The sequence below is a fragment of the Trinickia terrae genome, assembly GCF_005144415.1.
GTDB classification, from domain to species: domain Bacteria; phylum Pseudomonadota; class Gammaproteobacteria; order Burkholderiales; family Burkholderiaceae; genus Trinickia_A; species Trinickia_A terrae.
In genome coordinates this window covers 147,500-172,309 of record NZ_SWJE01000008.1, presented here as the reverse complement: position 1 = coordinate 172,309, position 24,810 = coordinate 147,500, and the positions used below count along the sequence as shown (strand labels likewise).

Below are 24,810 nucleotides of genomic sequence, written 5' to 3'. Positions count from 1 at the left end.
TCTGATGACCGGATTTGAGGACGCCGTTGCCCTGTACTACTTTCCCCAACACGGGTTCCGCAATTCCACTGTCCGGACCAGCGTTGGTCCTGACGGGTTGCGAAATGCAAATTCCGCGCCAGTCTTGGCGATTCGGGGCTGGGCGCGGGAATCAACGGGGATTGGGCGTATTTCCTGAGGGCTCGGCCCGTCTTTTAACGATGCATTTCAATGCAAGGCGGCACGCGCATGGTGCGACGCAGCACCCAATGCGTGCGCGCTGTGCCTGCATATCGCCGAAATTTTTTTCGCCGCATCCTGTCCATCGGCATGCGGCCCGCGCGACATTGTGATGGCGGCCCGATGTCATTCGTCCGCCTCGACCCCATGACGGAGGCTCATATGCAATACCTGTTGATGATCTATTCGCAAGAAAACCGCTGGAACCAGATGAGCGACAGCGAGCGGCAGCAAGGCGTCGCCGCGTATCAGGCGTACTCGGAAGCGTTGACAAAGGCGGAGGCGCTGGTGGGCGGCAACCGGCTGCAGCACACGAACACGGCCACCACGGTGCGGCTCGTCGACGGCAAGCCGCAGGTGCTCGACGGACCGTATTCCGATTCGAAGGAGCAACTCGCCGGCTACTTCCTGATCGACGTGCCCAACCTGGACGCGGCGATCGCGTGGGCGTCGCGTTGTCCCGGCGCGGGGCACGGCATCATGGAAGTGCGCCCGGTCTGGACCGCCCCCTACGATGCGCCATCGGCTCCATGAGTCTGTCCGGCGGCGATCGTGACGCTGACGGCGCCGCGCATTCGATTGCCGAGGCGGTCGCTCGCCGCAGCTACGGCAAGCTCGTCGCGCTGCTGGCGATGCGCACGCGCGACGTTGCCGCGGCCGAGGACGCGCTGGCCGACGCGTTCGCGGCCGCGCTCGCGGACTGGCCGCAGCGCGGCTGCCCCGCGAATCCCGAAGCGTGGCTGATGACGGTTGCGCGCCGCCGGGCAATCGACGGCGCGCGCCATCGCTGGGTCGGCGCTGAAGTGGCGAACCAGCTCGCGATCCTCGCCGACGAAATCGACGAGCGTGAAGCCGGCGCGTTGCCCGACCGGCGTCTTGCGCTGCTGTTCGCGTGCACGCACCCCGCGCTCGAGGCTGCGATTCGCACGCCGCTGATGCTGCAGGTGGTGCTGGGGCTCGAAGCGAAGACGATCGCGTCCGCGTTCCTGATGTCGCCCGCCGCGATGAGCAAGCGCCTCGTGCGGGCGAAGAACAAGATCCGCGACGCGGGCATTCCGTTCAGCGTGCCCGAGCGCGAGGAGTTGCCCGGCCGTCTCGCTTCGGTGCTGGAAGCGGTCTACGCGGCGTATGCGCAAGGGTGGACTGACCCGGCCGGCGGCGATACCGTGCGGCGCGATCTCGCCGGCGAGGCGCTGTTTCTTGCGCAACTGCTCGTCGAGCTGCTGCCCGAGGAGCCAGAGACGCTTGGTCTGCTCGCGCTGATGCTGTATGCGCAGGCGAGGCGCGATGCGCGACGCGATGCGGCCGGCGACTACGTGCCGCTCTCGAATCAGGATCCGGCGACCTGGAACGCGCCGATGATCGATGCAGCCAACGCACTGCTGCGGCGCGCGAGCGCATTCAACACAATCGGACGCTTTCAGCTCGAGGCCGCGCTGCAGTCTGCGCACGTGCACCGCTGCCGGACGCATCGCCCGAACTGGGACGAGATCGTGCGGCTCTACGATGCGCTCTTCGCGATCGCGGCGTCGCCGGTGGTCGCGGTGAACCGCGCGATCGCGCTGGCGGAACGGGACGGCCCGCAGGCGGCACTCGACGCGCTCGCGCCGTATGCGGACGATCCGCGGCTGGCCGACTATCAGCCGTACTGGGCCGTGCGCGCCGATCTGCTCGCACGTGCTGGCGCGACGGCCGAAGCGCTCGGCGCGTACGATCTCGCGATTGGCCTGGAGCCCGATCCGGCCGTGCGCCGGTTCCTGCAGCGAAAGCGCATGGAGCTGTCCTCGGCGAGTGGCTAGATGGCGCCTTGCGCTTGTTGGCCGCTCCGCGTCGATTCACTGGTTTCCGATGCTCAGTACCGTTGCGCACCAATACGCAGGGAGTGTTGCCGAGGCCACTAAATGAGCATCGGGGATCTCCTATGCTTGAAGACTTGAAGAGTTCTTTCAAGGCCCCAAGGCAAGGAGAACGACCATGCGCATGCTTCTCAACATACGAATTCCCCACGAGCCATTCAATGCTTTTGTACGCGACGGCACCATCGGGGAAGTGATGGCGAAGATACTTGAAGAGACGAAACCGGAAGCCGCCTATTTTACGGAGCAAAGCGGAGCACGCGGGGCCATCCTCGTCATCAACCTCGATGAGCCGTCGCAGATTCCCGCGTTTGCTGAGCCGTGGTTTCTCAAATTCAACGCCGACTGCGAGTTTCGCGTCGTGATGGTACCGGAAGACCTGCAGAAAGCCGGGTTGGAGAGGCTCGGGTCGAAGTGGAAATAGCGGGCGCTGCATGCCGCGGAGACAGCGTACGATGCTTGCTCATTTCGGCACCTCCTCACAAAGAGAATAGGTGTCCGTTTTGGCGGGTCAACTTCACCCTCCTGAAAATCCCGCGAAGCAACAGCATCAGCGTGGGCGAGCGATCGCTTGACTTTAACTACGGCCGTTTATGTGGCGTCGATCCGACTGTCGCTACACCGTATGGCGTCGGCCTGCATTAGCAGGCGGTTGAAATACCTCTGCGGAGGCAGCATCATGCGTCTGCGCAAAAGAAAAAACGGAGCTGATATGCCAAGCACGCAATGGGGCGCCCCCATCACTTTTGGCTGGGAACTCGAAGGCACGACGCTCAAAGTCCTGAATTGGTATGAGCCTGGTGAGGCGTTGCTCGCCGCGATCTCATTAACGCGGAGTGAGTGGGAAGCGCTCAATTTCGAGGCTCGATCCAAGGTAATCAGCGCACGATTAACGAGTGGGACATGGGGAACCGGGGCGCTTCGATGGAGCAACTTTGTTCGGCGTGCGGATGCGCCTGTCTATTTACAGCCAGCCCTGAAAGAGGAGGCGGACCCGCGAACATGGGAAGTCAATGCGACGCCCACAGGAGGCATCACGGTAGATCAGCTTTTTTCGGCGCAACTCGATGTGGCTCGCGCTTGGCTGGCGGATACCGATCGACGCGCACAGGTGGTTGGTTTTCACGTTCACGTGGTTTTCGATAAACCGGGCACCGACAAACAGGCTTGGAATGGATATATTGCCTCCTTGTTTACACTATTGAACGATTACGCTGCAATGAAGGATGCTGCCAATCAAAACGAAAATTTCACGAGTCGGGTGGTGGGTAATTCTCCCAATACGCCGAATGACGTCGCTGGCATGCTTGATTTCAATGTGACGCTCGACAAGCCACTGAGTGCGGGACAAATGGGCGGCCCTCAAAAATACAATTTCGTGGGGCTTCGAGATATCTACGGCGATAACAAGATCGGGTTTGAGATACGAGAAGGTTGGACAAATAACTGGGATCGCTTCAAATCATTTTTGAACCGGTTGGTCGGGCATCTTGGTGCGCTGACTGCCAGCGACGTGCACGTGAAAAGAAGCAGGCCGGAAAACGTCAATCAATTTTCTCTGCTGGATCACTTTCAATTTTACGATTCTCGGCCCGATGCTCCGCCCGGGCTGATGGAGAGATTAATGGTGGAGGCTAAGGAGTTGCTCACTCCCACTAGAGACCAGGCAGTCACGGATCAAGTCACGCTGTATCATCGATGGTCCCGCGCATTCATACCATGGGAAAATCATCCCGCATTTTCGTCCGCGCCAGGGCAGCGGGAATTGATACGGGTGAAGCGCAAATTGATGTGCGTGGATCTGAAGATGCACTTTGACAAGTCGGATTCCCATAATAAGCGGCTCGCTTCTGCTGGGTTTAAGCCAACGCCAAATATAAACGCCGTCAACAAAATAATCGCCAAATTTTTCGAAGATACGAAGATTCACAAATATCTATAGAACCTGATAGCGATGAGTGACCTCCCTACCGAAGGAATGCCGCCAGCAGATCATCGGTCTTTGCCGAAACGCGCGTCCAGCGCATGAAGGCGGTGGCCGCCGCCGAAACGAGCCTGATGATGGCGGACCACGAACGAGCCAATCGATACGCGCGGCAGCTCTCGGCATGCACGCAGGCTCAGAGCTGCCGCTGGGTCACGCATCACGTGCAATGGATCGTGCGATCGAGTGATTGGCTGCTGACGCGCGACGCAGCGAGGTGGAGCGCGCTGCAAATCGCGAGTCGAGAAGCCCAGCAACTGGGCATCGTGGCCACGATGCCGAAATTGACGGGAATGCTGGCCGCATGATGATGCGTTGTCGCGATTATAGCCAGCGCGTATTCAGCAACCCGTCATGGCCTAACGCGTTCAAACCCTCGCCAACCTGAACGACGCCACCACCGCCTCGAGCTGACGCGCCTGCTCTTCGAGCGATCCGGCCGCCGCCGCGGCCTGCTCGACGAGCGCCGCATTCTGCTGCGTCACCTGCTCCATCTGCGCGACAGCCTGGCCGATCTGCACGATCCCGGTCGCCTGCTCCTCCGATTCCGCCGAGATCTCCTGCACGATGCCGGCCACGCGCCGCACCGCCTCGACGGTTTCGTCGATCGACGAACCGGCTTGCGCCACCAGCGAATTGCCCGACTGGACCTTGGTGATCGAGTCGTCGATCAAGGTCTTGATCTCGCGCGCCGCGCTCGCGCTGCGCTGCGCGAGCGCGCGCACCTCGCCGGCGACCACGGCGAAGCCGCGCCCCTGCTCGCCGGCCCGCGCCGCCTCGACGGCCGCGTTCAGCGCGAGGATGTTGGTCTGGAACGCGATGCCGTCGATCGTGCCGATGATGTCGGCCATCCGCGCCGAGCTGCTGCTGATGTCGTTCATCGTCGAGACCACGCCGCGCACCACGTCGCCGCTCTTCATCGCGATTTCCGCCGCGTCGCCGGCGAGCGAGCTGGCCTGGCGGGCGTTCTGGGCGTTGAGCGTGACTGTCTCGGTCAGCTCTTTCATGCTGGCCGACGTCTCTTCCAATGCCGCCGATTGCTCCTCGGTACGCGACGACAGGTCCATGTTCCCCACGGCGATTTCGTGCGCGCTGATGTTCACCGAACCGGAGCTGTCGAGCACCCGCCGCATCGTGCCCGTGAGCCCTTCCTTCATGCGCGCGATCGCGGCGAGCAGCCGGCCCACTTCGTTGTTGCCGGCGCTCGCGATGGCGATGGTCAGGTCGCCGTCCGCGACTTTGTTGAGGAGGCTCGCCGCCTCGGTCAGCGGCGTCACGACAAGCCGCCGCAGCGCGAAATGCACCGCGACGGTCAAGGCGAGCGCGAGCAGCACGCCGAGCACCACCAGCTTGAGAATCAGTTCGTAGCGCGCGTTGCCGAGATCCGTCTCGGCCTGCGCCAGTTCGTTCGCCTGCTTCTGGAAGCGCTCCAGCGCCGCCGAATAGGCAACGCCGGTGTCCGTCACGTCCTTGTCGTTGAGCGCCACGTAGCCGGCCGGATCGTTGGCGCGCAAGAGATCGATGGCGTGCTGCACGACCTGCATGTGCGTGCGGGCCGCCTGCGCGATGGTCTCCTGCAGCGCTTCATCGCGCCCCTCGAAGCGCGGCGCTTCGGTAAAGGCCTGGAACTCCGCCATCGAGGTCTTGAGCTTGCCCTGCGCGCTGTCGAGCGCTTTGCTGTCCGGCGGCGAGCCCGGATGCTCACGCGCCGAACTGTAGGCGCGCCCGAGGCCGGCGCGCGAGCGCTGCATGTCCTTGTACGCGTCGTTGAGCAGGATGCATTGCGCCGAGATCGCATGGACGCGCGTCGTCGACTGGTTCGAGGTGTGCAGCGAAACGATGCCCGCCACGCCGCCGACGACGATCATCACCGCAAAGACCGCGAGGATGACGAGCAGCCCCGTGCGTATGCCTACGTTTTTCATGGTGCGCTTCCGGACGGGAATGGATTATTTGACGTCGACGATCTCGACCCACGACGGGTTCTTGCCGACGAGGGTCGAACCGAGCCGCGTGAGCTGGCCGGTCTGCGGATCGATGCGGTGGACGCTGACCGCATTCGACAGCTGCCCCGCCGACAGCAGGTAGCGTCCCGGCGAATCGATCGCAAAGGCGCGCGGCTGCTTCTCGGTCGCGTATTCGCCGAGCGTGCTCAAGCGGCCGTCCGGCCCGTCGATCCGATAGGCGAGCAAGGTGCTCGACGTGCGCTCGGAAGCATAGAGAAAGCGGCCGTCGGGCGTGGTGTGAATGTCGGCGGCCCAGGGCGTGCCGGAAAAGCCGGCCGGCACCACGGAAACCGTCTGGCGGATCGCGAGCGTGCCGCGCTCCGGATCGAACGCCGCCATTTCGAGCTTGCCGTCGAGCTCGTCGACGACGTAGACGACGCGCCCGTTCGGATGGAACACGAAGTGCCGCGGCCCGGCCTTGCTGGGGAAGTCGAGCGTCGGCGGGTCGTTTGGCGTGATCGCGCCGGTCTTCGCGTCGAAGCGGCACTGCATGACGATGTCGCCGCCGAGGTTGGTCGCGAAGAGCCACCGGTTCGACGGATCGGTCTTGATCGCGTGCGCCTTCGGCTTGGTCGGAATGACGAGATTGGCCGGCGCGACGACGCCGTCCGGCGCGATGCGGCTTTCGCTGATCAGGTTGCCGCCGTACGACGCGGCGAAGAGGAAATGCCCGGTCTGGTCGGTTGACAGGTTGGCCATGCTCTCGGGCAGCGGCGACGTGGCGACCGGCGTCAGCCGGCCATCGCCTTCGATGCGGAAGCTCGCGACCGAATAGGGCTTCGAGCGCAGCGAGGCGAACAGATATTTGCGGTCGGGGCTGACCGTGAGCGGCATGACCGTGCCTGTCACCGGCACGTCCTCGATCGACGAGAGCTTGCCGGTGTCCTCGTCCAGCTTCATGACCGAGATGGTCCGGCTGTCCGCATTCGAGACATAGACGATGGTTGCGGCGTGGGCGGCGCCAGTCACGAAACCCAGGGTTGCCGCAACAGCGGAAGTCCACTTGACGAGGGAACGCACGAAAGAGTCTCCTGCCGCCGGTCCGGCAGCAAGCTGCGAGGGACCTTGGCCGATGGTTTCTATGACGCGGTGGGCCGCCCATCCAGGGTCGGGCGGGTTCACTCTGTTTACGGCAGCGCCGCAAGGTAACTTTAACAATTACTTAAAATTGTCTTACAACACCTTGCCTTGCCGCCGCGGAGCTTCAAGCGCGCAACTCGACGCGCTTGATCTCCTTCACGATCACCAGATAGGCGAATACGTTGAGGAGCGCGTTGGCGCCCACGAAGACGAGCGCGCCGTTGAACGAATGGGTGGCGTTCACGAGGTAGCCGATGACGATCGGCGTGACGATGCCGGCCGTATTGCCGAACAGGTTGAAGATGGCGCCCGACAGGCCGACCGCCTCGGGCGGCGCGGTATCGGACACCACCGCCCAGCCGAGCGCGCCGAGCCCCTTGCCGAAGAAGGCGAGCGCCATCAGACCGACCACGAGCCAGTTGGCGTTCACGTAGTTGCAGCCGATCATGCAGACCGAGAGCAGCATCCCGCTGATGATCGGCACCTTGCGCGCGACCGTGAGCGAATGCCCGCGCTTGATGAGGACATCGGAGACGAGCCCGCCGAGCATGCCGCCGACGAAGCCGCAGATCGCCGGCACCGAGGCCGCGAGCCCCGCCTGCAGGATCGTCATGCCGCGCTCCTGCACGAGGTAGAGCGGAAACCACGTCAGGAAAAAGTAGGTCAGCACGTTGAGGCAGTACTGGCCGAGATAGACGCCGATCAGCATCCGGTTGGTCAGCAGCTGCCGCATCAGCCCTAGGCTCGCCGCGCCGCCGCCGCTCATGCCGGTGCCGGCCGTGCGGCGCCGCGCCTGCGCCACGCCGCCGCCCTCTTCGATGTAGTCGAGCTCGGCCTGGTTGATGCGGGGGTGCTCGGCCGGGCTGCGCATCTGCTTGAGCCACACCGCCACGAGCAGGAAACCCGCGAGGCCCATCGCGAGATAGACGTGCCGCCAGCCGAGCGCGTGCGTGAGCCACGCCATCAGCGGCGTGAAGACCGCCGCCGCGCAATACTGGGCCGAGTTGAAGATGGCCGACGCCGTGCCGCGCTCGGCGGCCGGAAACCAGCTCGCGACGATCTTGCCGTTGGCCGGGAACGCCGGCGCCTCGGCGATGCCCACCGCGAAACGCAGCGCGAACAGCGCGGCGATCGCCGCCGCTGGGCCCAGGATGCCGACGTAGCCCTGCATCAGCGTGAAGAGCGACCAGAAGAAGATGCTTGCGGCGTAGACGCGGCGCGCGCCGAAGCGGTCGAGCAGCCAGCCGCTCGGCAACTGCGAGAGCACATAGGCCCAGCTGAACGCGGAGAAGATGTAGCCCATCTGGACCGCGTCGATGCCGAACTCCTTGCGCATCGCCGTGCCGGTCACCGATAGCGTGGCGCGGTCCGCGTAGTTGAGCGTCGAGACGATGAAGATCATCAGCAGGATGCCGTATCGGACTCTCGTGCGTTGGCTGACGCCGGCGGCGGCGCGGGTGATTTCCATCGTGTCTCCTGTGTCGGCCGGAGTTAGTGCTTCAGCACTTACTCCGGCCCCATGCTGTGGTTGCTTGGAGTTAGTGCTTCAGCACTTACTCCAAGCCCGCAGCGGTCGATCGGCACTGCGGCGAGGGCGGCGGGCCGAAGTCCGCCCGCCCCACTTGTAAGACAACATAGAAACACGAAGCGAGTTGTCTGTCAACGCACTTTCGACGCCGCACCGAAGACTACTGTCCCGATGCCGGGATCGCGCACGCCGGCGCAACGCTCAGCAACGCCGGCCAGCGACGGCTCCAGTCACCGTCGTGCGACATGCCGGGAACCGTCAGCGCTCGCGCGCACTGTTTGCCCGCTGCTTCGATGAAGCGCTGCGCGACCGAGGGCGGAACAGTCTCATCGTCGGCGCCGCTGAAATGAATCTGGGGAATGGCTGCGACACGGCTCGCAAAGTCGATCGCGTTTTCCGACTCCGGCATCGGCGACACGCCGTGCAGCCGATTGACGAATTCGTCGTCGAGGTTGCCGGCTACCGTTCGAATCGAAGCGACGTCGGTGCGCCGCGCCGCGATCAGCACCGCGACGGCGCCGCCGCCTGAATAGCCGACCAGCTCGACGGGTTGCCCGGGCGTCAGCGCGGCAAAGTGGTTGACGGCGTCGTTCATCGACGCGATCACGTCCGGCGCGAAACGCTTGCCGGTCCAGTACGGAATGCCGCAGCGCGGATTCATCGCCATCGGCGTGAACTGGCAGGGGCGGGCCAGATACACGACGTTGGGCGCGGGGTCTTGCGCGGCGAGCGCGAGGCCGGCGGCTTGACGCGGTGTCGGGTCGAGCGAGGGTTCGGTGCGCGACAGCCACGCGAGGCCGTCGCCTTCGATGTAGACGCGCAGCGGCTTGCCGGGCTGCGAAATGTGCGAGAAGGCGGTCAGCACGAAACGGCCGGTATCGACGGTTTCGCGCTGCAGATGAGCGGGCTGCGCCAGGGCGTCGGCATGCGCGTCCGGGTCGAGCGCGGCGCATCCCGCCAGCGAGCCGGCGAGCAGCAGCACGAGCAGCGCGCTCGCCGCGCGGTACGCGGCAGATCGCGACGGACGGTTGCGCATCTCCATCCTCCGCACGATCGCCTCGGCCTCCTCGAAGCGTCCGGAGTCGAGGAGAGGCTGCATCTGGAGCTCGACGGCGCGGATATCCGGGACTGCGCTATTCACGTTGCCTGGAGAAACGGCGCTAGACATGCTGAAGAAATCCGGAATTCCCGAGGGTCAATCAAGGCTCTCGATCGTAGCGCTTGCGCGTGCCGTGTGGCGGGCTCTGGTCAGATCCGGTAAACGTCCCCTCTTGCCAGCATCACCGGCGCATGGCGTGCGGCCACGCGCTGCAGATCGCGCATCGTCTCGTCGGCGTAGCCCGGCTTCACGTGCGAGATCAGCAACTGGAACGCGCCGGCGTGCACCGGCAGTTGCGCGGCCAGCAAGGCCGGGCACAGATGCTCCGAACGGATCGCGAGCTCGCGCTGCGAATCGGGAAACGCCGCTTCGACGATCAGATAGCGCAGATCGGGGATCCGCGCGACCGCATCCCAGAATGCCGGGCATGTGGTCGAATCGCCGCCGAACACGAAACTGCCGCGAGGCGTCGCAACGCGATAGCCGACCGCCGGCACGCCGTGCTCCGCCGGCAGCGCTGTGAAGATCCGCTCGCCGATCGCGCACGAGTCGCCCTCCTCGAGCGGGGCGAAGCACAGGAATGGCCGGTTCGGAGAAGGGATGCGCGTGAAGTCGGGCCACAGCAGGCCATTGAACAGGTGGGCGCGCAGGATCGCCTCCGTCGCCACCGTGCAATGCACGACGAGCGGTTTCGCGCGCCGCGCGCCCACCGTGTCGAGCATCAGCGGCAGGCAGGCGATGTGGTCGATGTGCGCATGCGTGACGAACATGTGATCGATGCGGGCAAGCGCATCGATGTCGAGATCGGCGACGCCGGTGCCCGCGTCGATGAGGACATCGTCGTCGACGAGCAGCGCCGTCGTGCGATGCGCGTCGCCGCCTATTCCTCCACTGCAGCCGAGCACGGTCAGTTTCATCATCGGGGCGCGTTGCATTCCATTCACTTGGTGTCGAATTCGTGGACGCCGTCCCACGCCTCGACGCTCATCCGCTCGCGCATCGTCGCGAGACGCTCGAGATAGAGCGCGTAAAGACGGCGTTCGGGCGCAGTGGCCGAGAGCGCATGCAGCAATACTTCGGCGGCGGCCCAGTCTTCGCTCCGATAGCGCCGCAGAGCCTCTTGCCAACGCTCGAGCTCGGCAGCCTCGGCGGCGGACATCTTGTCCGCCTCGGCGATCGGCTCGTAGATCGCCACCGCTTCGCGCTTGCCCTTGACGCGCACGCGATCGAGCTCCCGCCAGACAATGCCTTCAGTGTGCTCCCGTGTCGTTTCGCCCGCCACGATATCGACGCCATAGTGCTTCGAGACGCCCTCGAGCCGCGCCCCGAGATTGACCGCGTCGCCCATCACCGTATAGGCGCGGCGCACGTCAGAGCCCATGTCGCCGACGGTCATCGGCCCCGTGTTGATGCCGATGCCGATGCGAATCGCCGGCTTGCCGCGTAGCGCGAGCGCGGCATTGAGCGGCGCCAGCGCCTCGCGCATCCGCAGCGCGGCGAGCACGGCATGCTGCGCGTGCCCCGGGTCCGCGACTGGCGCCCCCCAGAAGGCCATGATCGCGTCGCCGATGTATTTGTCGAGCGTGCCGCGCTGCGCGCGGATCACCGCCGTCATCGCGCCGAGGTACTCGTTCATCCAGCGCGCGAGCTCCTCCGGCTCGAGCGATTCGGCGATCGTCGTGAAGCCCCGCACGTCGCTGAACAGCACCGTCAGCTCGGCGCGCCGCCCGTTCATGCTGTAGCGATTCGGCTCGCGGCTCATCTCCTCGACCAGCTCGGGCGGCACGTACTGGCCGAACAGGCTGGCGAACTGGCGCCGATGGCGCGATTCGACGAAGAAGCCGAGCGACATGTTGAGCACGAACAGCGCCGCGATCAGCACGACGGCCGCGGCGACCGGCAATACCGCGTTGCCGTAGCGCCATAGCGCGAAGTCGCCGGCCAAGGCGAGCGCGAGCAAGGCGCAGCTGCCTGCCGTCGCGCGCAGCGGCGCCTGCCACGGCAGCACGAAAATCATCAGCAGACTGATGACGGCCATCGCCACCACCTGGATCGCGTCGGCATAGCCGAGCTCGTGCTTGATCGTGCCGTCGAGCATGCCGCTCACGAGATTGGCGTGAATCTCGACGCCCGGGTAGACGCTGCCGACGGGCGTCGAGCGCATGTCGAGCAAGCCCGGCGCAGTGGTGCCGACCAGCACCACGCGATTCGCGAGCTGGGCATGCGGCACGCGGCCTGCGAGCACGTCGGCCGCCGACACATACGGAAAACTGTGGTCGCGGCCGCGATACGGAACGAGCGCGGCGCCACGCTCGTCCACCGGAATCCGCAGGGCGCCATTCGGCCCATTCCGCCCGTTCAGCCCCTTCAGTTCGAGCGTTTCGAGCGGGTCATCGCCGTTCTCGCCGCGTTCGCCGAAGCCCGCCACGACAGCAGGATTGCCGAACATGCGCCGCACGACGGCAAGCGACAGCGATTCGTACGCCGCGTCGCCGTGCTGGATGAGCAAGGGCACGCGCCGCACGTTGCCGTCGAAGTCGACCACCGGATTGAAGAAGCCCGCGCCGGCCGCGGCGCGCTGAAAGATCTGCAGATTCCCGCCGTAGCCCTCCGCCTCCCTCAGGCCGCCGCGATGCCCGGCGAACTCGATCGCGGGCAGGACCGGAGCAGGCAGCGCGCCATGCGCTTCGCCGCGGCCGTTCATGTAGTAGCCGAGCACGACCGGGCGGCCCAGCAGCGTCGCGGCAAACCGCGCATCGAAATCGAGCTGGCCGCGCAGGCCGGCCAGGACCGCGGCATACCTGGCGTCGTCGCGCAACGCGCCGGCAGCGAGCCGGTCGAGCGAAGCCAGCCCCGAGCTGCCGTCGGGCTCCGCCATCACGATGTCGAAGCCGACCACCTTGGCGCCGGCCGCGAAGAGCCGGTCGACGAGCATCGCCATCCGGTCCCGCCCCCATGGCCAGCGGCCGACTTCGGCCAGGCTCCGTTCGTCGATGTCGACGATCACGATCCGGTCGTCGGGCGTGCGCGGCATCGTCAGCCGCAGCCGCGCGTCGTAGATGAGGTTGTCGAGCACGTCGACGGCGAGCAGCCGGTAGCAGCCGGCGACGTGGCCGAGCAGAACGGCCAGCACGGCGACGCCGGCGATCCAGCGCAGAAGATTGCGTTTCATCGCTGCGCTCATTGAGCGGCCCGCACGGCTTCGTTCGCGACGGCAAGCCGCGAGGCCAGGACCTTCACGACGAAGCGGTGAAATTGCCGCGCGGTATCGGCGTCCGTCGATTCGAGTTGTTGGAGTGCGTCGAACGAGAGACGCCGCACGACGGTCAGCTCATCCGCCCGCACGTCGGCGCTGCGCGCCTGCTGCGTATAGAGCGCCATTTCGCCGACCACCGTGCCCGCGCCGAACGAGCGCAGCCGCATGGATTTGCCGTCCGCGAGCGGCAGCGAAACGGTCACGCGCCCCGCTTCGACGAAGTACACCGCGTCGCCGGCATCGCCGCGCGCGAACAGCGGCTCGCCTTGCGCGAGCCAGCGCACTTGCATGCAGCGCTCGAGCTGCTCCAGAGCCGCCTCGGTGAAGTGCGGCCGGACTGCCGCCAGGCCGGGCGACACGGCCTGCGCCGGCGGGCAATCCGGCCGCCCGATCATCATGTCCTCGACCCATTCGAGGCCGGTGTCGAGATCGCCGAAGGTCCTGACGTCCGCCGTCAGCACGCCGGCACGCGCGAGCATCTCCTGCGCCCGCGGCGGCAGCGCCGTGAGGACGAGCGTGTCGCCGCTGGCCGCGCAGCGCTGCTTGAGCCTGAGGAAGGTCGCCGAAGTCGAGACGTCGAGACCGCTCACCTGCCGGAAATCGAGCATCACATAGCGCGGATGCCTGCCGGCGGTATCGCCGAGCCGCTTGCCGAGCCGGCGCAGCACGAGGTTCGACGTGCCGAAGAACAGGAAACCTTGCAGGCGCACGCCGACCACGGCGTCGCCATGCTCGCGAAGCCGCTGCGTATCCTCGATCGAGCGCTCGACGTTCGAATGGCACGTGTGCGCATCGAACTCGCGCGAGATCGCACTGATGCGGCTGTAGTTGAAGACGAACAGTGCGCAGGCCGCGGCGATGCCGAGCGCGATCCCCGCAACGACCCCCTCGACGGCGATGACGGCGACGATCAGCACGACCAGCAGATAGTCGGCGAGACCCAGCTTGCGATAGGAGGCGACGAGCCACTCGCGCAGAATTCCCCAGGAGAGATAGAGCTGCAGTCCGACGAGCACCGGCTTCGGCAGCCACGCGATCAAGCCCGGCACGAGCCCGAGGACGGCGAAGCAGCCGAGCCCCGCGACGACGCCGCTCAGGCGGGCCGTGGCGCCGGCGCGGCGGTTCAGCAGCGTGCGGGTCATCGATTGATAGCCGACGACGCCGCCCGTCACGCCCGCGAGCAGGTTGGCGAGACCCGCCGCGCGCATCTCCTGGTTGAAGTCGGCGTCGAACCCCGTCGCGACACTGGCCCCGCTCGCGTTGAGCAGGATCGTCAAGGCGGATACCGCCGCCACCGCAAGGCACTCGGGCAAGTGCGCGGCGATCAGGGCCCAGTCGATCTCGTGGCGCGGCAGCATGACCGGCAACTGCAATGACGACAGCGATTCGCGGTCGAAAAGCAGGCCCGCCGCACGCCACTGCTCGGCCGGCTGCCCCATCGCGAACATCCCCGCGAAGAACACGGCCACGCCCGCGCCGAGGCCGAGCGGCGTCAGCACATAGGGTTTGACGCGGCCTTGCGCGGCGATCAGCGTGCCGCACACCACGAGCGCCGGCAGCCACGCGAGCCAGGGCAGATCGGGCAGCGCGGCCAGCGCTGACCAGCCGAGACTGTGCCCGGTCAGCGTACGCATCGCGCCGGACAACAGCAGATAGCCCGAGCCGCCGAGAAATCCGCCCACGACCGGAAACGGCAGGAACTGGATCATCGAGCTGCGGCGCGAGACCCCCACCAGATAGAGCAGCGCCCCGGTCACGATCGAGCTGACCGCGATCGCGGCGAGCACGGTGACGAGGACGCCGTTCGGCGGCAGGCCCGCGGCGGTCGCGCCGGCCGCCACGCTGCCCGCGAGACCGACGAGGACCGCGACCGCATTGCTGTCGGGCCCGCCGATCGAGAACGGCAGCGAGCTCTTCACCGCGATGACGAGCGCGATGATGCCGCCGCTGACGAGCGTGACCAGGATGCCGACGTTCACGAAATGCGCGAGGCTGCCGCTGAAGATCAGCGACCCGTAGGCGATCGAATAGCACAGCGAGACGAAGCCGGACAGCAGGCCGGCGACGATGTTGGCCGTCAGCGGCGTGCCGGCGTGGGCGCGGGTTCCGTCGCCGGTCGCGGAGGTGCCGCTGGCGGACGTTTTCAGAGAAAGGATCTTGTCGCTCATGGGATTTACCTGCAGGCGGCGGGAGACGGGACGACGGGCTTGACGCTGGTCGCCGGCATGGTGCCGAACGTCCCGTGCGGCGAGCGGATGATCGTGCCGTAGCCCTCGGATAGTTCCAGATGGTCGACTTCGTTGCGAACGTCGATCGTGCCGTGATAGACGCGCAGGTGCTCGCCTGACTCGCCGCTCGGACATTCGATCCCGCATTCGAGCACCGACCACTCGGTGCCGCGAATGCCGATCGTCGCGGTCTGCGTCTTCAATTGGTACGCATCGGGGTTGCCCTGCTTGCCGATCAGCCCCGAGATCACGCGCAGCCCGCCCTTGAGCAGCGACGAAACGCTGACGTTGCGCTGCGGATCCTGTTCGGCGAACCGGTAGTCGTCGATCCGATAGACGGTGTCGCCCTTCAGGTAGATGCGCTGGTGATCGGACATCAGCAGCACCGCTTCGGCGTTTTTCATGGTCTGGACCGTGTCGCCGCTTTCGACCGCGGAGCCGGCCACGGCAAAACGCTTTGCGCCCCCCGCCGCTTCGATCGCCACGACGCCGGCTGTGTAGGCCACCGTGCCGGCCGGGTCGGCTGCGTACGCGGCAGGCGCGGCGACGGCGACGGCGGCGACGACGGCGGCCAGGACCGCGAGCCGCGCACAGAGACGGAAGAATGGATGCATCGGCCGCCCCATCAAAATGCCTTGGTCAGTTGGAGCCACACGCGGCCCGCGTGGTCGGTGTCCGCCACCGCCGCCGCGTTGCCGAGCTTGTGCGCGTAGACGAGGCGCACCTCGTAGCTCGGCGCGTTCGCGAGCGTCACGCCGATCCCCGCGCCGGACAGCCGCCGATGATTGGAATCGGTCGTGAACGGATAGACGTTGTCGCGCACGAAACCGGTGTCGACGAATCCATAGACGCCGAGCTGCCCCGGCAACAGCGATTGCGCGACGGCCCAGCGCGCCTCCGCCGTCGCGAGATAGCCCTCGTCGCCCGGCGCTTCGCCGGTCGGATACGCGCGCACGCCGTACGGGCCGCCCAGCGAGAACTTCTCCGACGAGACGAGATTCTTCGACGCCTGCTGTCCGGAGAGCGCGAGGTAGAGCTGCAGCTTCGGCGTGACGGCCTGATAGAGCGCGAACGAATACGTGTACTTGCGGTAATGCCCTGCGGATTGCGCCGACGACTGGTCCGTGGCGAGCGCATCGGCCGACTCGAAATGCACGTCGCCCGCCTCGACGCGCAGCGCGTAGCTGGCGAGCGTCTTGCCGGCGAGCACGTTGCCGTTGATGCCGGCGCCATAGACGTTGTCGAACTTCTCGTCCGCGCTGGCGTCCTCGTGATCGGTCAGGCTCTTGCGGTCGAACCCGCCTTCCACGTTGAGGTTGAAGGCGCGCGAGCGGATCAGCGGGTAGCTCGTCGTCCACGAGAGCACCGTGGCGTGACCGTAGGCATCGAGCGACGAGAAATCGGCGCCGAGCCGGTACGTCGATTCGGTGAGCGTGATGCCCGTGCGCAGGCCGTCGCTGCCGAGCGGCGCGCTATAGCCGAGCTGGCCCAGCGTCTGCCCGGTGATCGACGTCAACGCGTGCGCATCGAGCCGGTCGCCGAAGCCGAGCGGGCTCAGCCATTGCAGCGAAGCGCCGACGCGGTCGCGCCCCGTCGGCCGGATGCCGTAGTTGTCGCCCTGCAGGCTCGCCGTGAGCGAGCGCACCGGCGGCACGTCGATTGCGAGGTCGGACGTGCCCGGCGCTTCGCCCGCGCTCAGGTTGCCGGTGACGGCGCTCGTGCCCGTCATGTCCTGTATCAGGAGCGCCGTACGGTCGAGGCGCCGCTCGTCGACGACCTCGCCCAGGTGCGCCGGGCTGACGTAGCGCTGCAGGACGGCATCGCGGACATGCGACGCGTTGTGGATCTCGACCTTGCCATAGCGGCCTTCGACGACGGCGATGCCGACGATGCCGTCGCGAATGTCCTGCGCGGGCACGTAGGCGCGCGCCACGAGATAGCCGTGCGCGCGATAGAAGTCGGTGACGCGCGTGGCCGCTTCGTCGAGATCGCCCAGCGTGCGCTGCTCGCCGAGCGCCGGTGCGAGCAGCGGCATCAATGCCGCGTTGCTGAACTTCGTATTGCCGTCGATCTGGAAGCCCTTGACGGCGAAGCGCAGCGTCGATGTCGACGGCTTGGGCGCGGCGGTCGGCTCGATGTGGATCTCGGCGTTCGATGAGGGCAGCGCCGGCGGCGGCAGGCTCTGCAATTGATTGCGCAGCGTGCTGCCGGCATCGGGCACGGGCGTGGACAACTGCGCCGAGGCGTCGGGCATCGCGCAAGCGAGCGCGGCGCCGAGGCCGGCGAACACGGTCAATCGAGCGGAACGGCGTGAATTCATGAGGCCGGCGGCGATCATCGCGGTCACGCTTACGGTGCGCACGCCGCGGCCACCGGCCATGCCGGGAGCGCCGAGGAATGACGGTTATTGGCGACGAGCGTCGTCTGGGCTGAAGCGAACGTCGCGGCGACGGTCGAGGCTTCTTTTCTTCGCAGCGTGCTGTCGCTGGAGCTGCCGCTGTCGGCGTCGCTGCTCGCGATCGCCTGGACCTGGTCGACGACCGGGGATGAAGTCGAGCCGGTGACGGTCAAGTCCGCCACGATGCCGTCGGCCACCGTGTAGCCCCCGGGCGCGCCCGAAGCGGTGAAGCGGATGCGATAGCGGCCCACGCCGTCGTCGCCGTTCGCGCGCGTCGCGCTCGCCGCATCGCCGTTGCTGAAGACGCTGATCGACACGCCCGCCGGCACATTGGCATCGGTAAAGGCATTGCCGTAGTTCGAGCCGGCGTACTTCAACGACAGGGTCGCGCTTTCCTGCGCGGTTTGGCCGACCCTCTTCTGATTGGCGACCGCGTTCACGAGAATCACTTGACCGGTCGAGAAGAGGTAGCGGTTGCCGCTCGCCGCGACAGTCGAGCCGACGCTGTAGCTTTGCGCCCAGAGCGCATCGTTGCCGCTTTGCAGCCCGCCGAATGTGTCGGCGTCGGGGCTGCTCGATGAAACGAGCCAGCGCCCGTTGCTCGCGGTAATCGCGCCGGAACCGGCGAGGTTCGTGAAGCCGGCGCTCGCGAGCACGACCGCATCGCCGCTGGCCGATGACGTGATGCCTTGATCGAGCGTCAGGGTGTAACCGGCGACGGACAACGTCACCGCACCGCCCGCCGTGATGCCCGCCGTCGATCCGACCTGGCCGACGGCAAGGCTCGCCGCATTGTCGAGGCTGAACGCGCCGGTGACGCTGGCGGCCACCGTGCCGATCTGATTGGCGCCGTCGAGCGTCACGTTGCCCGCGCTCGCGATGCCGAGCGCACCGAGCGTGAACGCGCCGCTTTGCGTGATGTCGCCGCCCGAGGTCTGCAACGTCAGCGTCGAGCCGCTGCCGCTCACGGAACCGAGGGTCATCGAGGCGGCCGAGATCGTCGTGTCGCCGCTCAAGCCGAGGGTCGTGCCCGTGCCGAACACGAGCGAGACGCCGCTTGCCGTCGACAGCGCGTTCGATTGCAGATTGCTCAGGACGGAGGACGGCAACAGCAAGGCCACCTCCGAAACGGTCCCGCCCGAGAACGGGTTGCCGAGCGCCGCCGCGATGTCGCCGAGGCTCACGCTCGTCCCGCCCAGCGTGACGACGTTGTCCTTGAGGTTCATCGCCACGCTGGCGCCCGAGGTCTCGGCGGCGCCGAACGTGGCGCCGCTGCCGCTCTGCGAGAAGACGTCCACGGCCGTCGTGCCGCTGAAGCTCGTCGAGGGCAGCATCAGGTAGTAGAAGCCGTTCGCGCCGGTCGCGACGCGGCCGATCAATGCATCGTTCGCGGCGAAGTCGAGGGTCGAGCCGGATTTCACGGTCCCCGACGCATCCGTGTAGGTGCCCGAAAACACCGTCGGCGTGCTGGTGAAGATCGACGTGAGATACGGGTACGAAGTGCCGGAAATGAAGCTCCAGACGCTGCTGAAATCGAAGCCGGAAAAGCTCGCCGCCGTGCTCGTCAGCATCTGCGCGTTCGTGAGGCCGGTGCCGCCGTTGCTCGTGCTCTGGCCGCTCGTGTCGATGTTCCAGTAGCTGTTGGTGACGGTGCCGACGCCGACCGCGACGAGGCCGCCCGCCGTGCCGGTCCCGCCTTGCACGAGGCCGGCCGAGTAGCTGGCCGTGATCGTGCCCATGTTTTGGCCGACGAGGCCGGCGGTCGCGAACGGGCTCGTCACCGAGCCGAGCGCGTAGCTGTCCGCGATCGTGCCCGTGTTCAGGCCAACCAGGCCGCCGACGTAGCCCCAGACCGAGGTCACCGCCCCGCTCGCGAACGATTCCGAGACCGTGCCGTCGTTCCGGCCGGCCAGCCCGCCGACGAACCGGTCGCCCGTGACGGAGGCGGCCGACCACGAGCTCGTGATCGACCCGCTCACGTTCAAGCCGACGAGCCCGCCGACCTGCCCCAGCGTGAGCGAGCCGCCGCCGTCACTCGCCGTCACCGTCACGCCCAGGCCGGCGCTCGAGTTGGCGATCGTCGCGATCGTCGCCCCGTCGTCGAGGTTTTCTCCGGCCAGGCCGCCGACGTTGGTAATGGCGCTCGTGTCCGCCAAGGTGTTGGAGGTGCCCGTCACCGTGCCGGTGTTGACGGAGACGCCGGAGATCGTTCCGCCCTCGTTGATGCCGGCCAGCGCGCCGACGAAGCGCGAGCCTTCGACCGTGAAGCTCGTCAGCGAGAGGTTCGACACCGAGCCGTCCTTGATGAAGCCGAACAGGCCGACGTCCTCGGTGCTGGGCAGCGTGATGGACAGGCCGCTGATGGTCTTGCCGTTGCCGTCGAACGTGCCCGTGAACGCCGTGCTGGCGCTGCTGCCGATCGGCGCGAAGCCGGCGCCGCTGTTCCAGCTCGACGTGCCGCTCGCATCGATCGAATTGGCGAGCTTGTACGCGTCCGCGAGCAGCGCCGTGGACGTGCCGATGCCCTGCAGGCCATAGGCGTCGCCGATCAGATAGGGATCGGCCGTGGTTCCGCTGCCGGAGAGCGCGCGCAGGAACGAGCCGCCCGTCACTTCGAAGTTCGTCGCGCTCAAGCTCGCGACGGAACCGCTGCCGACCTGAACCCACTGGCCACCCGTGAGATCGAACGTGCCCGTCGTGATCGACGCGTTCTGATCGGGCGTGATCGTGCCGGCCGCCGACAGCGTCAGCGCGCCGCTCGTCGAAGCGAGCGTGATCGGCGCGGAAAGCGTGATGTTGCCGGTCGTGCTCGCCGCAGTGAGCGCCAGCCCCGTGAACGCCCCTGCCAGCGCGACATTGCCCGTTGCATTGGCCACCAGCGAGCCGGTCGTGCCGGCATTGAGCGTCCCGGTGATGTCGATGTTGCGATCGGCGGTCAGCGTGAGCGTGTTGCCCGAGCTCCATGCGACGTTGTCGCTGATCGTGATGTCGCCGTTGCCGCCGGTGCCCGTGCTCGTCTGCAATTGGACGTTCGTGCTCGCGAGTTGCGAGGCCAGCGTGGCGCCCGTCATGCTGCCGCCCGATGACGCCACCGTGATGTCCGACGGATCGACGAGCCAGGTGCCGGTCTTGCCGCTCGCGGCGCGGGTCGTGATCGTCGCGCCGGACTGCAGTTCAAACGCCTGCCCCGAGGTTTCGATCGTGCCGCCGTTGCCGCCGTTCGGCGCGGAGGCATCGAGCGTGCCGCCGGCAAGCGCCGTGCCGCCGTCCGCCAGCAGCTTGATCGTGCCGCCGACGTTGGCCGCCGTGCGTGCGCGGATTTCGCCCGTGTTGTTGACGACGCCGGACAGCACGGCGTCGCGGCCCTTGCTCGTCAGGATCACGACACCGCCGTCGGCGCGGATCAGGTCGCCGTTTTCGGCGAGCGCGTCGAGCGTGCCCTGGTCGACCGTCAGCGAGACGAGCTGATTACCGGCGAGCGTCACGGTAGCGGCGGCGCCCGCCGCCAGCTCGACGGTGCCCTGGTCGGCCACGAGGGTGCCCTGGTTCGAGACGTGCGGCGCGATGAACGCGATATAGCCGCCGTTCGCCGTGATCTGCCCTTCGTTGACGATGCTGCCGGTGCCGCCGCTATCGGTGAAGCGATAGTTGCCCGCGAGGAAGTCGCTGTCGGAGAGGCTCAGCGTCGTCGCCAGCAGCCCGCCGACGTTGACCTGCGCCGATTTGCCGAACAGCACGCCGTTCGGGTTCAGGATGAACACCTGCCCGTTCGCGTTCAGCGTGCCGAGGATCTGCGTCGCGCTCTGGGTCGTCACGCGGTTCAAGGCGATGGCGCTGCTGCTCGGCTGGACGAACGTCACGCGATCCTTCGTGCCGATGTCGAAGCTATTCCAGTTGATCGCGAGCCGGTTGCTGCTCTGCTGAATCACCGTGCTGGTGCCGCCGGCGGAATTCGCCGCGGCATTGATCGCACCCGAGCCGGCCGAGATTTGACCGCCAGCAGGCGCGCCCCGGGCCGCCGGGCAGGTCGCGAGCGAACCCGCCGCCGCGAGCGCTGCCGCGACAGCCAGCGCAATCGTCTTCTGTCTGGGATAGCGAATAGCTTGTGCCATGTAACGGCCTAGGAAGCCGGACTCGAGTCGAGCGGCAGCCGTCTTCCAGCCGTGCGATCGGCGTGGTGCATTGTTTCCCCGTGGACTTTGATTTTCGGAATCGGCCCGAGTATAGGGATGCAATGTCGCGCTTTCTGTAGCACAAACGTGCTACATCGGCCGCCCCCCTCTGCACTTAAAATGATGTTCGTATGCAACCCGCATACACCGGTCCAGCCCTCCTTCCCTCCGCGTCGCCATCCGAATGAAAACTCGAGATAACGAACACGCTGGCCGGACAGACGTCGGCACGCTCGCAGGGCTGACCATCGGCGTAGCCGGAGCCCCGGTTCTGATCACCGCGTTGACATTGCCCATCGTGGCGGCGTTGCCGCTGCTGTCGAGCGTGCCCCTCCTCGTTCCGCTGCTCTATGCCGTTGCCGTGCTGATGGGCGCGGTCGTCAGCCTGACGAGCATGTTCGGCGTATGGCGCCGCTCGCGCGATGCCCAGCTGATTGCCGCCGGCGTGGGGGTATGCGCGCTCCTGGGCGTATCCGACTGGATGCTGCGCTACAACGTCATCAGTCTGGAAGGGTGGTTCCTGGGCGCCTATACCAACGCCGCCATGTTCGGCATGTTCGGCATCCTGATGTACCAACGCCACGTCAACGCCATCGAAGAGGTCGAGCAGCGCAATGCAAGCCTCGCGCAACGCCTGAAAGCGCGCGAAGCCGAGCTCGAACTCAGCCGCCAGCAGCCTCGCGAAGCGGAGCGGCGGCAGGCGATCGGCGACGAGCACTAGCTCCGCCGCAAGGCGAACACCCCAGGCGGCTCACGGCACGCGCCTCAACGGCAGCCAGAGCGTGAAGCGCGTTCCCTCCGGTCCCGATACCCAGGCGACGGCGCCGTCGATAGCCTGAGCCCGGCGCTGCTGGTTGGAGAGGCCGCGTCCTTTGCCGGCGGCCAGCGCACGCTCTACGTCGAAGCCCTGCCCGTTGTCCTCCACGATGACCAGCACGCCGTCCGCTTGCGCCGCCGTGCCCACCCGGATCTGATTGGCGCGCGTGTGATGCAGGATGTTGGCGATGCTCTCCTGCACGATGCGCAGGATCTGCAGCGCGCTCGAAGGGTCGAGCCACGTCAGGGTCGGCAGTTTTTGCACCTCCCAGCTCAGGACGATGCCCGTGCCGTCCAGGCGCGGTTCCAGCCGGAAGCGCAGCGTGGCCAGCAACAGCAGCAAGTCGGCCTCGACCGGCTCCATCGAATCGATGGTCAGCTTCAGGTCGTCGAGGCAGCTCTTGAGAACGTGCGAAACGTCGGCGTCGCTCAACGCCCCCCGCTCCGCCGAGCGGATCGCGCTGATCAGCGACGCGCCGAGACCGTCGTGCATGTCCTGCATCAGGCGCTGACGTTCATTGCTGATCGTTTGCTGCCGCTCCGCTTCGCGAAGCCGCCGATGGCTGAGCTCGAGTTCGGTTTCCCGTTCTTTCAGGCGTTGCGCAAGATTCACGTTGGCGCGCTCGACTTCGACGATGGCGCTGACGTAGCGCCGGTACATCAGGGTGCTGAAAATGCCGAACGTGATGGCGTTGGTGTAGGCCCCGAAATAAAAGCCTTCCGGGCTGACGAAGTTGTTCTGCAGCAGCCAGTCGGACACGCCCAGCAAGGCGCTGACACCGACGCCGACCGACACCAGCACGCCTTCGTTCGAACGGCGCCAGGCATTGACGCCCCCCGCCACGCCGACGCTCGCGCCCATCAGCGCGGCGATCGGATAGATCAGCGGGGTGACCTTGGGCGTGTTCGGCACCACCGCCAGCACCGGCAGCGTCAGCACGCCGATCAGGACGGTCACGCCGACCAGCGCGCGCGTGAACCAGGTGAGCGGGCGGCCATGCAATTGACACAGGAAGAAGTGCACGACGATGACCAGCCACAGCAGCGAGTTGACCGTGAGCCAGGCGAACCAGTCGTTGGCGACGGGCAAATCCACATAGAAGTGCAAGCTCCGCAGGAATGAGGTGACCGCGAGGTTGAAGAACAGCAGGTAGGCCGTTTCGTGGCGGCGCTGGAACCACACGAACAGCGCAAACACGCCGACTGCCAGAAACGCCGCGCTGAGTACCGCAGGCAGTTGCTGCTGCAGCCATTGGCGCGCGTGGTAGCGTCCCTTCAGCGCCTCAACGGGGCCGAGCCACAGTGAGGACACGGCCACCTGGGTTGCCTGCGAGTGCTCGAGGCGGATGAGGATCTCGCTCACCGGCGCGTCGCCGGCATGCCGGTGCAGCACGACCCACAGCGGCGTGCGGGTGCTGTTCCAGAGCGGACCTTGTTCCTGCGCCTGATACACGAGCTGGCCGTCGACATAGACCGCGATGGTGCCGTCCGTCTTGATGCGTACGCCATATAGCGCCAGGCGGGCGGAACGTGTCGGCAATCCGTGCACGGACAGCCTGAGCCAGGTGATGCGGCTGGCCTTGGACGCCGCTTTTGCACTACCGGCCTGGCGCGCCAGAGCGATGGACCGGGCCAGGGGCAGCGCGACACGCTGCCATGTATCCGGCAGGGACGCGCTGTCCAGCGTGGGCGGCGGCTCGCTGAAACCTGGCGCATCGTCGACCTGCCAGTCGGCTTGTGTCAGATGCAGGCTGGCGGCCGGCGGCGGTTCAGAGCCGGCTTGCGAATAGAAGATGCCCACCATGAACAGCAACGCCAGGGACAAGACGAACACCGCGTTGGCGACGAGCGGCGTGGGGCGATATCTCAAGCCGCCCCCTTGCCTGGGCCGGCTCGAACGATCCGGTTCGACGCATCGATGAAGCCAGGACCGTCCTCGACGTGGATGGAGAGCGGTTCCGGACCGGTGTTCATGGGGTGCATATGGCCGAAATTGTACGAGCGGCCGGGCCAAGCCCGATGTAGCACGTTTGTGCTACAGATGAATTCGGCCCGCACCCATAAAATCGGCCCGATGCTGGAAAAGCGATGTGCGCCGCGCGCGTTGCGCGGCTGGAGCTCAACGTGCCGAGCGACGCGCCATTGGCGTCCACTCCGTAGCCGCCGCC

At 66.5% G+C, this 24,810-nt stretch carries 17 protein-coding genes; 6 read left to right on the top strand and 11 right to left on the bottom strand.

What is annotated here, in order from left to right; translation table 11 throughout:
• Positions 1-381: 381 nt before the first annotated feature.
• The 5 genes from FAZ69_RS15850 to FAZ69_RS15830 all read left to right on the top strand — a co-directional run bounded on the left by FAZ69_RS15850 (position 382) and on the right by FAZ69_RS15830 (position 4,367).
• Entirely contained in the window at positions 382-753 is a 372-nt protein-coding gene (locus tag FAZ69_RS15850; protein ID WP_136896018.1) for a YciI family protein, read from the top strand.
• Complete coding sequence (locus FAZ69_RS15845; protein WP_136896017.1) at positions 750-2,018, top strand: RNA polymerase sigma factor; 1,269 nt, start codon at positions 750-752, stop codon at positions 2,016-2,018. Before FAZ69_RS15850 ends, FAZ69_RS15845 begins: the two co-directional genes overlap by 4 nt.
• A gap of 175 nt (positions 2,019-2,193) precedes the next feature.
• Positions 2,194-2,499: a panthothenate synthetase gene (locus FAZ69_RS15840; RefSeq protein ID WP_136896016.1), complete on the top strand. Its 306-nt coding sequence runs from the start codon at positions 2,194-2,196 to the stop codon at positions 2,497-2,499.
• A gap of 255 nt (positions 2,500-2,754) precedes the next feature.
• On the top strand, positions 2,755-4,017 hold the full coding sequence (locus FAZ69_RS15835; protein ID WP_136896015.1) for a hypothetical protein: 1,263 nt from the start codon (positions 2,755-2,757) through the stop codon (positions 4,015-4,017).
• A gap of 83 nt (positions 4,018-4,100) precedes the next feature.
• Positions 4,101-4,367 carry a hypothetical protein gene (locus FAZ69_RS15830; protein ID WP_136896014.1) on the top strand — a complete coding sequence of 89 codons (267 nt, stop codon included), beginning with the start codon at positions 4,101-4,103 and terminating at the stop codon, positions 4,365-4,367.
• Between the two features lie 60 nt (positions 4,368-4,427).
• Here FAZ69_RS15830 and FAZ69_RS15825 read toward each other — a convergent pair whose 3' ends face one another.
• The 10 genes from FAZ69_RS15825 to FAZ69_RS15780 form a co-directional block, all read right to left on the bottom strand.
• Positions 4,428-5,984 (bottom strand): methyl-accepting chemotaxis protein, encoded by a 1,557-nt coding sequence (locus FAZ69_RS15825; protein WP_136896013.1) that lies wholly within the window; start codon positions 5,982-5,984, stop codon positions 4,428-4,430.
• 24 nt (positions 5,985-6,008) lie between these two features.
• Positions 6,009-7,085 carry a lactonase family protein gene (locus FAZ69_RS15820; RefSeq protein WP_240702255.1) on the bottom strand — a complete coding sequence of 359 codons (1,077 nt, stop codon included), beginning with the start codon at positions 7,083-7,085 and terminating at the stop codon, positions 6,009-6,011.
• Between the two features lie 184 nt (positions 7,086-7,269).
• Entirely contained in the window at positions 7,270-8,613 is a 1,344-nt protein-coding gene (locus tag FAZ69_RS15815) for an MFS transporter (RefSeq protein WP_136896012.1), read from the bottom strand.
• A 220-nt stretch (positions 8,614-8,833) separates the two neighbouring features.
• Positions 8,834-9,709, bottom strand: coding sequence for an alpha/beta hydrolase family protein (locus FAZ69_RS15810; protein ID WP_136896327.1), 876 nt, complete (start codon positions 9,707-9,709; stop codon positions 8,834-8,836).
• A 212-nt stretch (positions 9,710-9,921) separates the two neighbouring features.
• Positions 9,922-10,689 carry a 3',5'-cyclic-nucleotide phosphodiesterase gene (locus FAZ69_RS15805; protein ID WP_136896326.1) on the bottom strand — a complete coding sequence of 256 codons (768 nt, stop codon included), beginning with the start codon at positions 10,687-10,689 and terminating at the stop codon, positions 9,922-9,924.
• Between the two features lie 23 nt (positions 10,690-10,712).
• On the bottom strand, positions 10,713-12,944 hold the full coding sequence (locus FAZ69_RS15800; RefSeq protein ID WP_136896011.1) for a CHASE2 domain-containing protein: 2,232 nt from the start codon (positions 12,942-12,944) through the stop codon (positions 10,713-10,715).
• A gap of 8 nt (positions 12,945-12,952) precedes the next feature.
• Positions 12,953-15,196 carry a SulP family inorganic anion transporter gene (locus FAZ69_RS15795; protein ID WP_136896010.1) on the bottom strand — a complete coding sequence of 748 codons (2,244 nt, stop codon included), beginning with the start codon at positions 15,194-15,196 and terminating at the stop codon, positions 12,953-12,955.
• 5 nt (positions 15,197-15,201) lie between these two features.
• Entirely contained in the window at positions 15,202-15,870 is a 669-nt protein-coding gene (locus tag FAZ69_RS15790) for a FecR family protein (protein WP_169708663.1), read from the bottom strand.
• A gap of 11 nt (positions 15,871-15,881) precedes the next feature.
• On the bottom strand, positions 15,882-17,636 hold the full coding sequence (locus FAZ69_RS15785; protein WP_136896008.1) for a ShlB/FhaC/HecB family hemolysin secretion/activation protein: 1,755 nt from the start codon (positions 17,634-17,636) through the stop codon (positions 15,882-15,884).
• On the bottom strand, positions 17,606-21,766 hold the full coding sequence (locus FAZ69_RS15780; RefSeq protein ID WP_136896007.1) for a beta strand repeat-containing protein: 4,161 nt from the start codon (positions 21,764-21,766) through the stop codon (positions 17,606-17,608). Before FAZ69_RS15780 ends, FAZ69_RS15785 begins: the two co-directional genes overlap by 31 nt.
• Before the next feature lie 244 nt (positions 21,767-22,010).
• On the opposite strand from FAZ69_RS15780, the gene FAZ69_RS15775 reads away from it, so the two are divergent.
• Positions 22,011-22,547, top strand: a complete 537-nt coding sequence (locus FAZ69_RS15775; protein ID WP_136896006.1) for a hypothetical protein — start codon at positions 22,011-22,013, stop codon at positions 22,545-22,547.
• 30 nt (positions 22,548-22,577) lie between these two features.
• Here FAZ69_RS15775 and FAZ69_RS15770 read toward each other — a convergent pair whose 3' ends face one another.
• Positions 22,578-24,512, bottom strand: a complete 1,935-nt coding sequence (locus FAZ69_RS15770; RefSeq protein ID WP_136896005.1) for a sensor histidine kinase — start codon at positions 24,510-24,512, stop codon at positions 22,578-22,580.
• Positions 24,513-24,810: the final 298 nt, after the last annotated feature.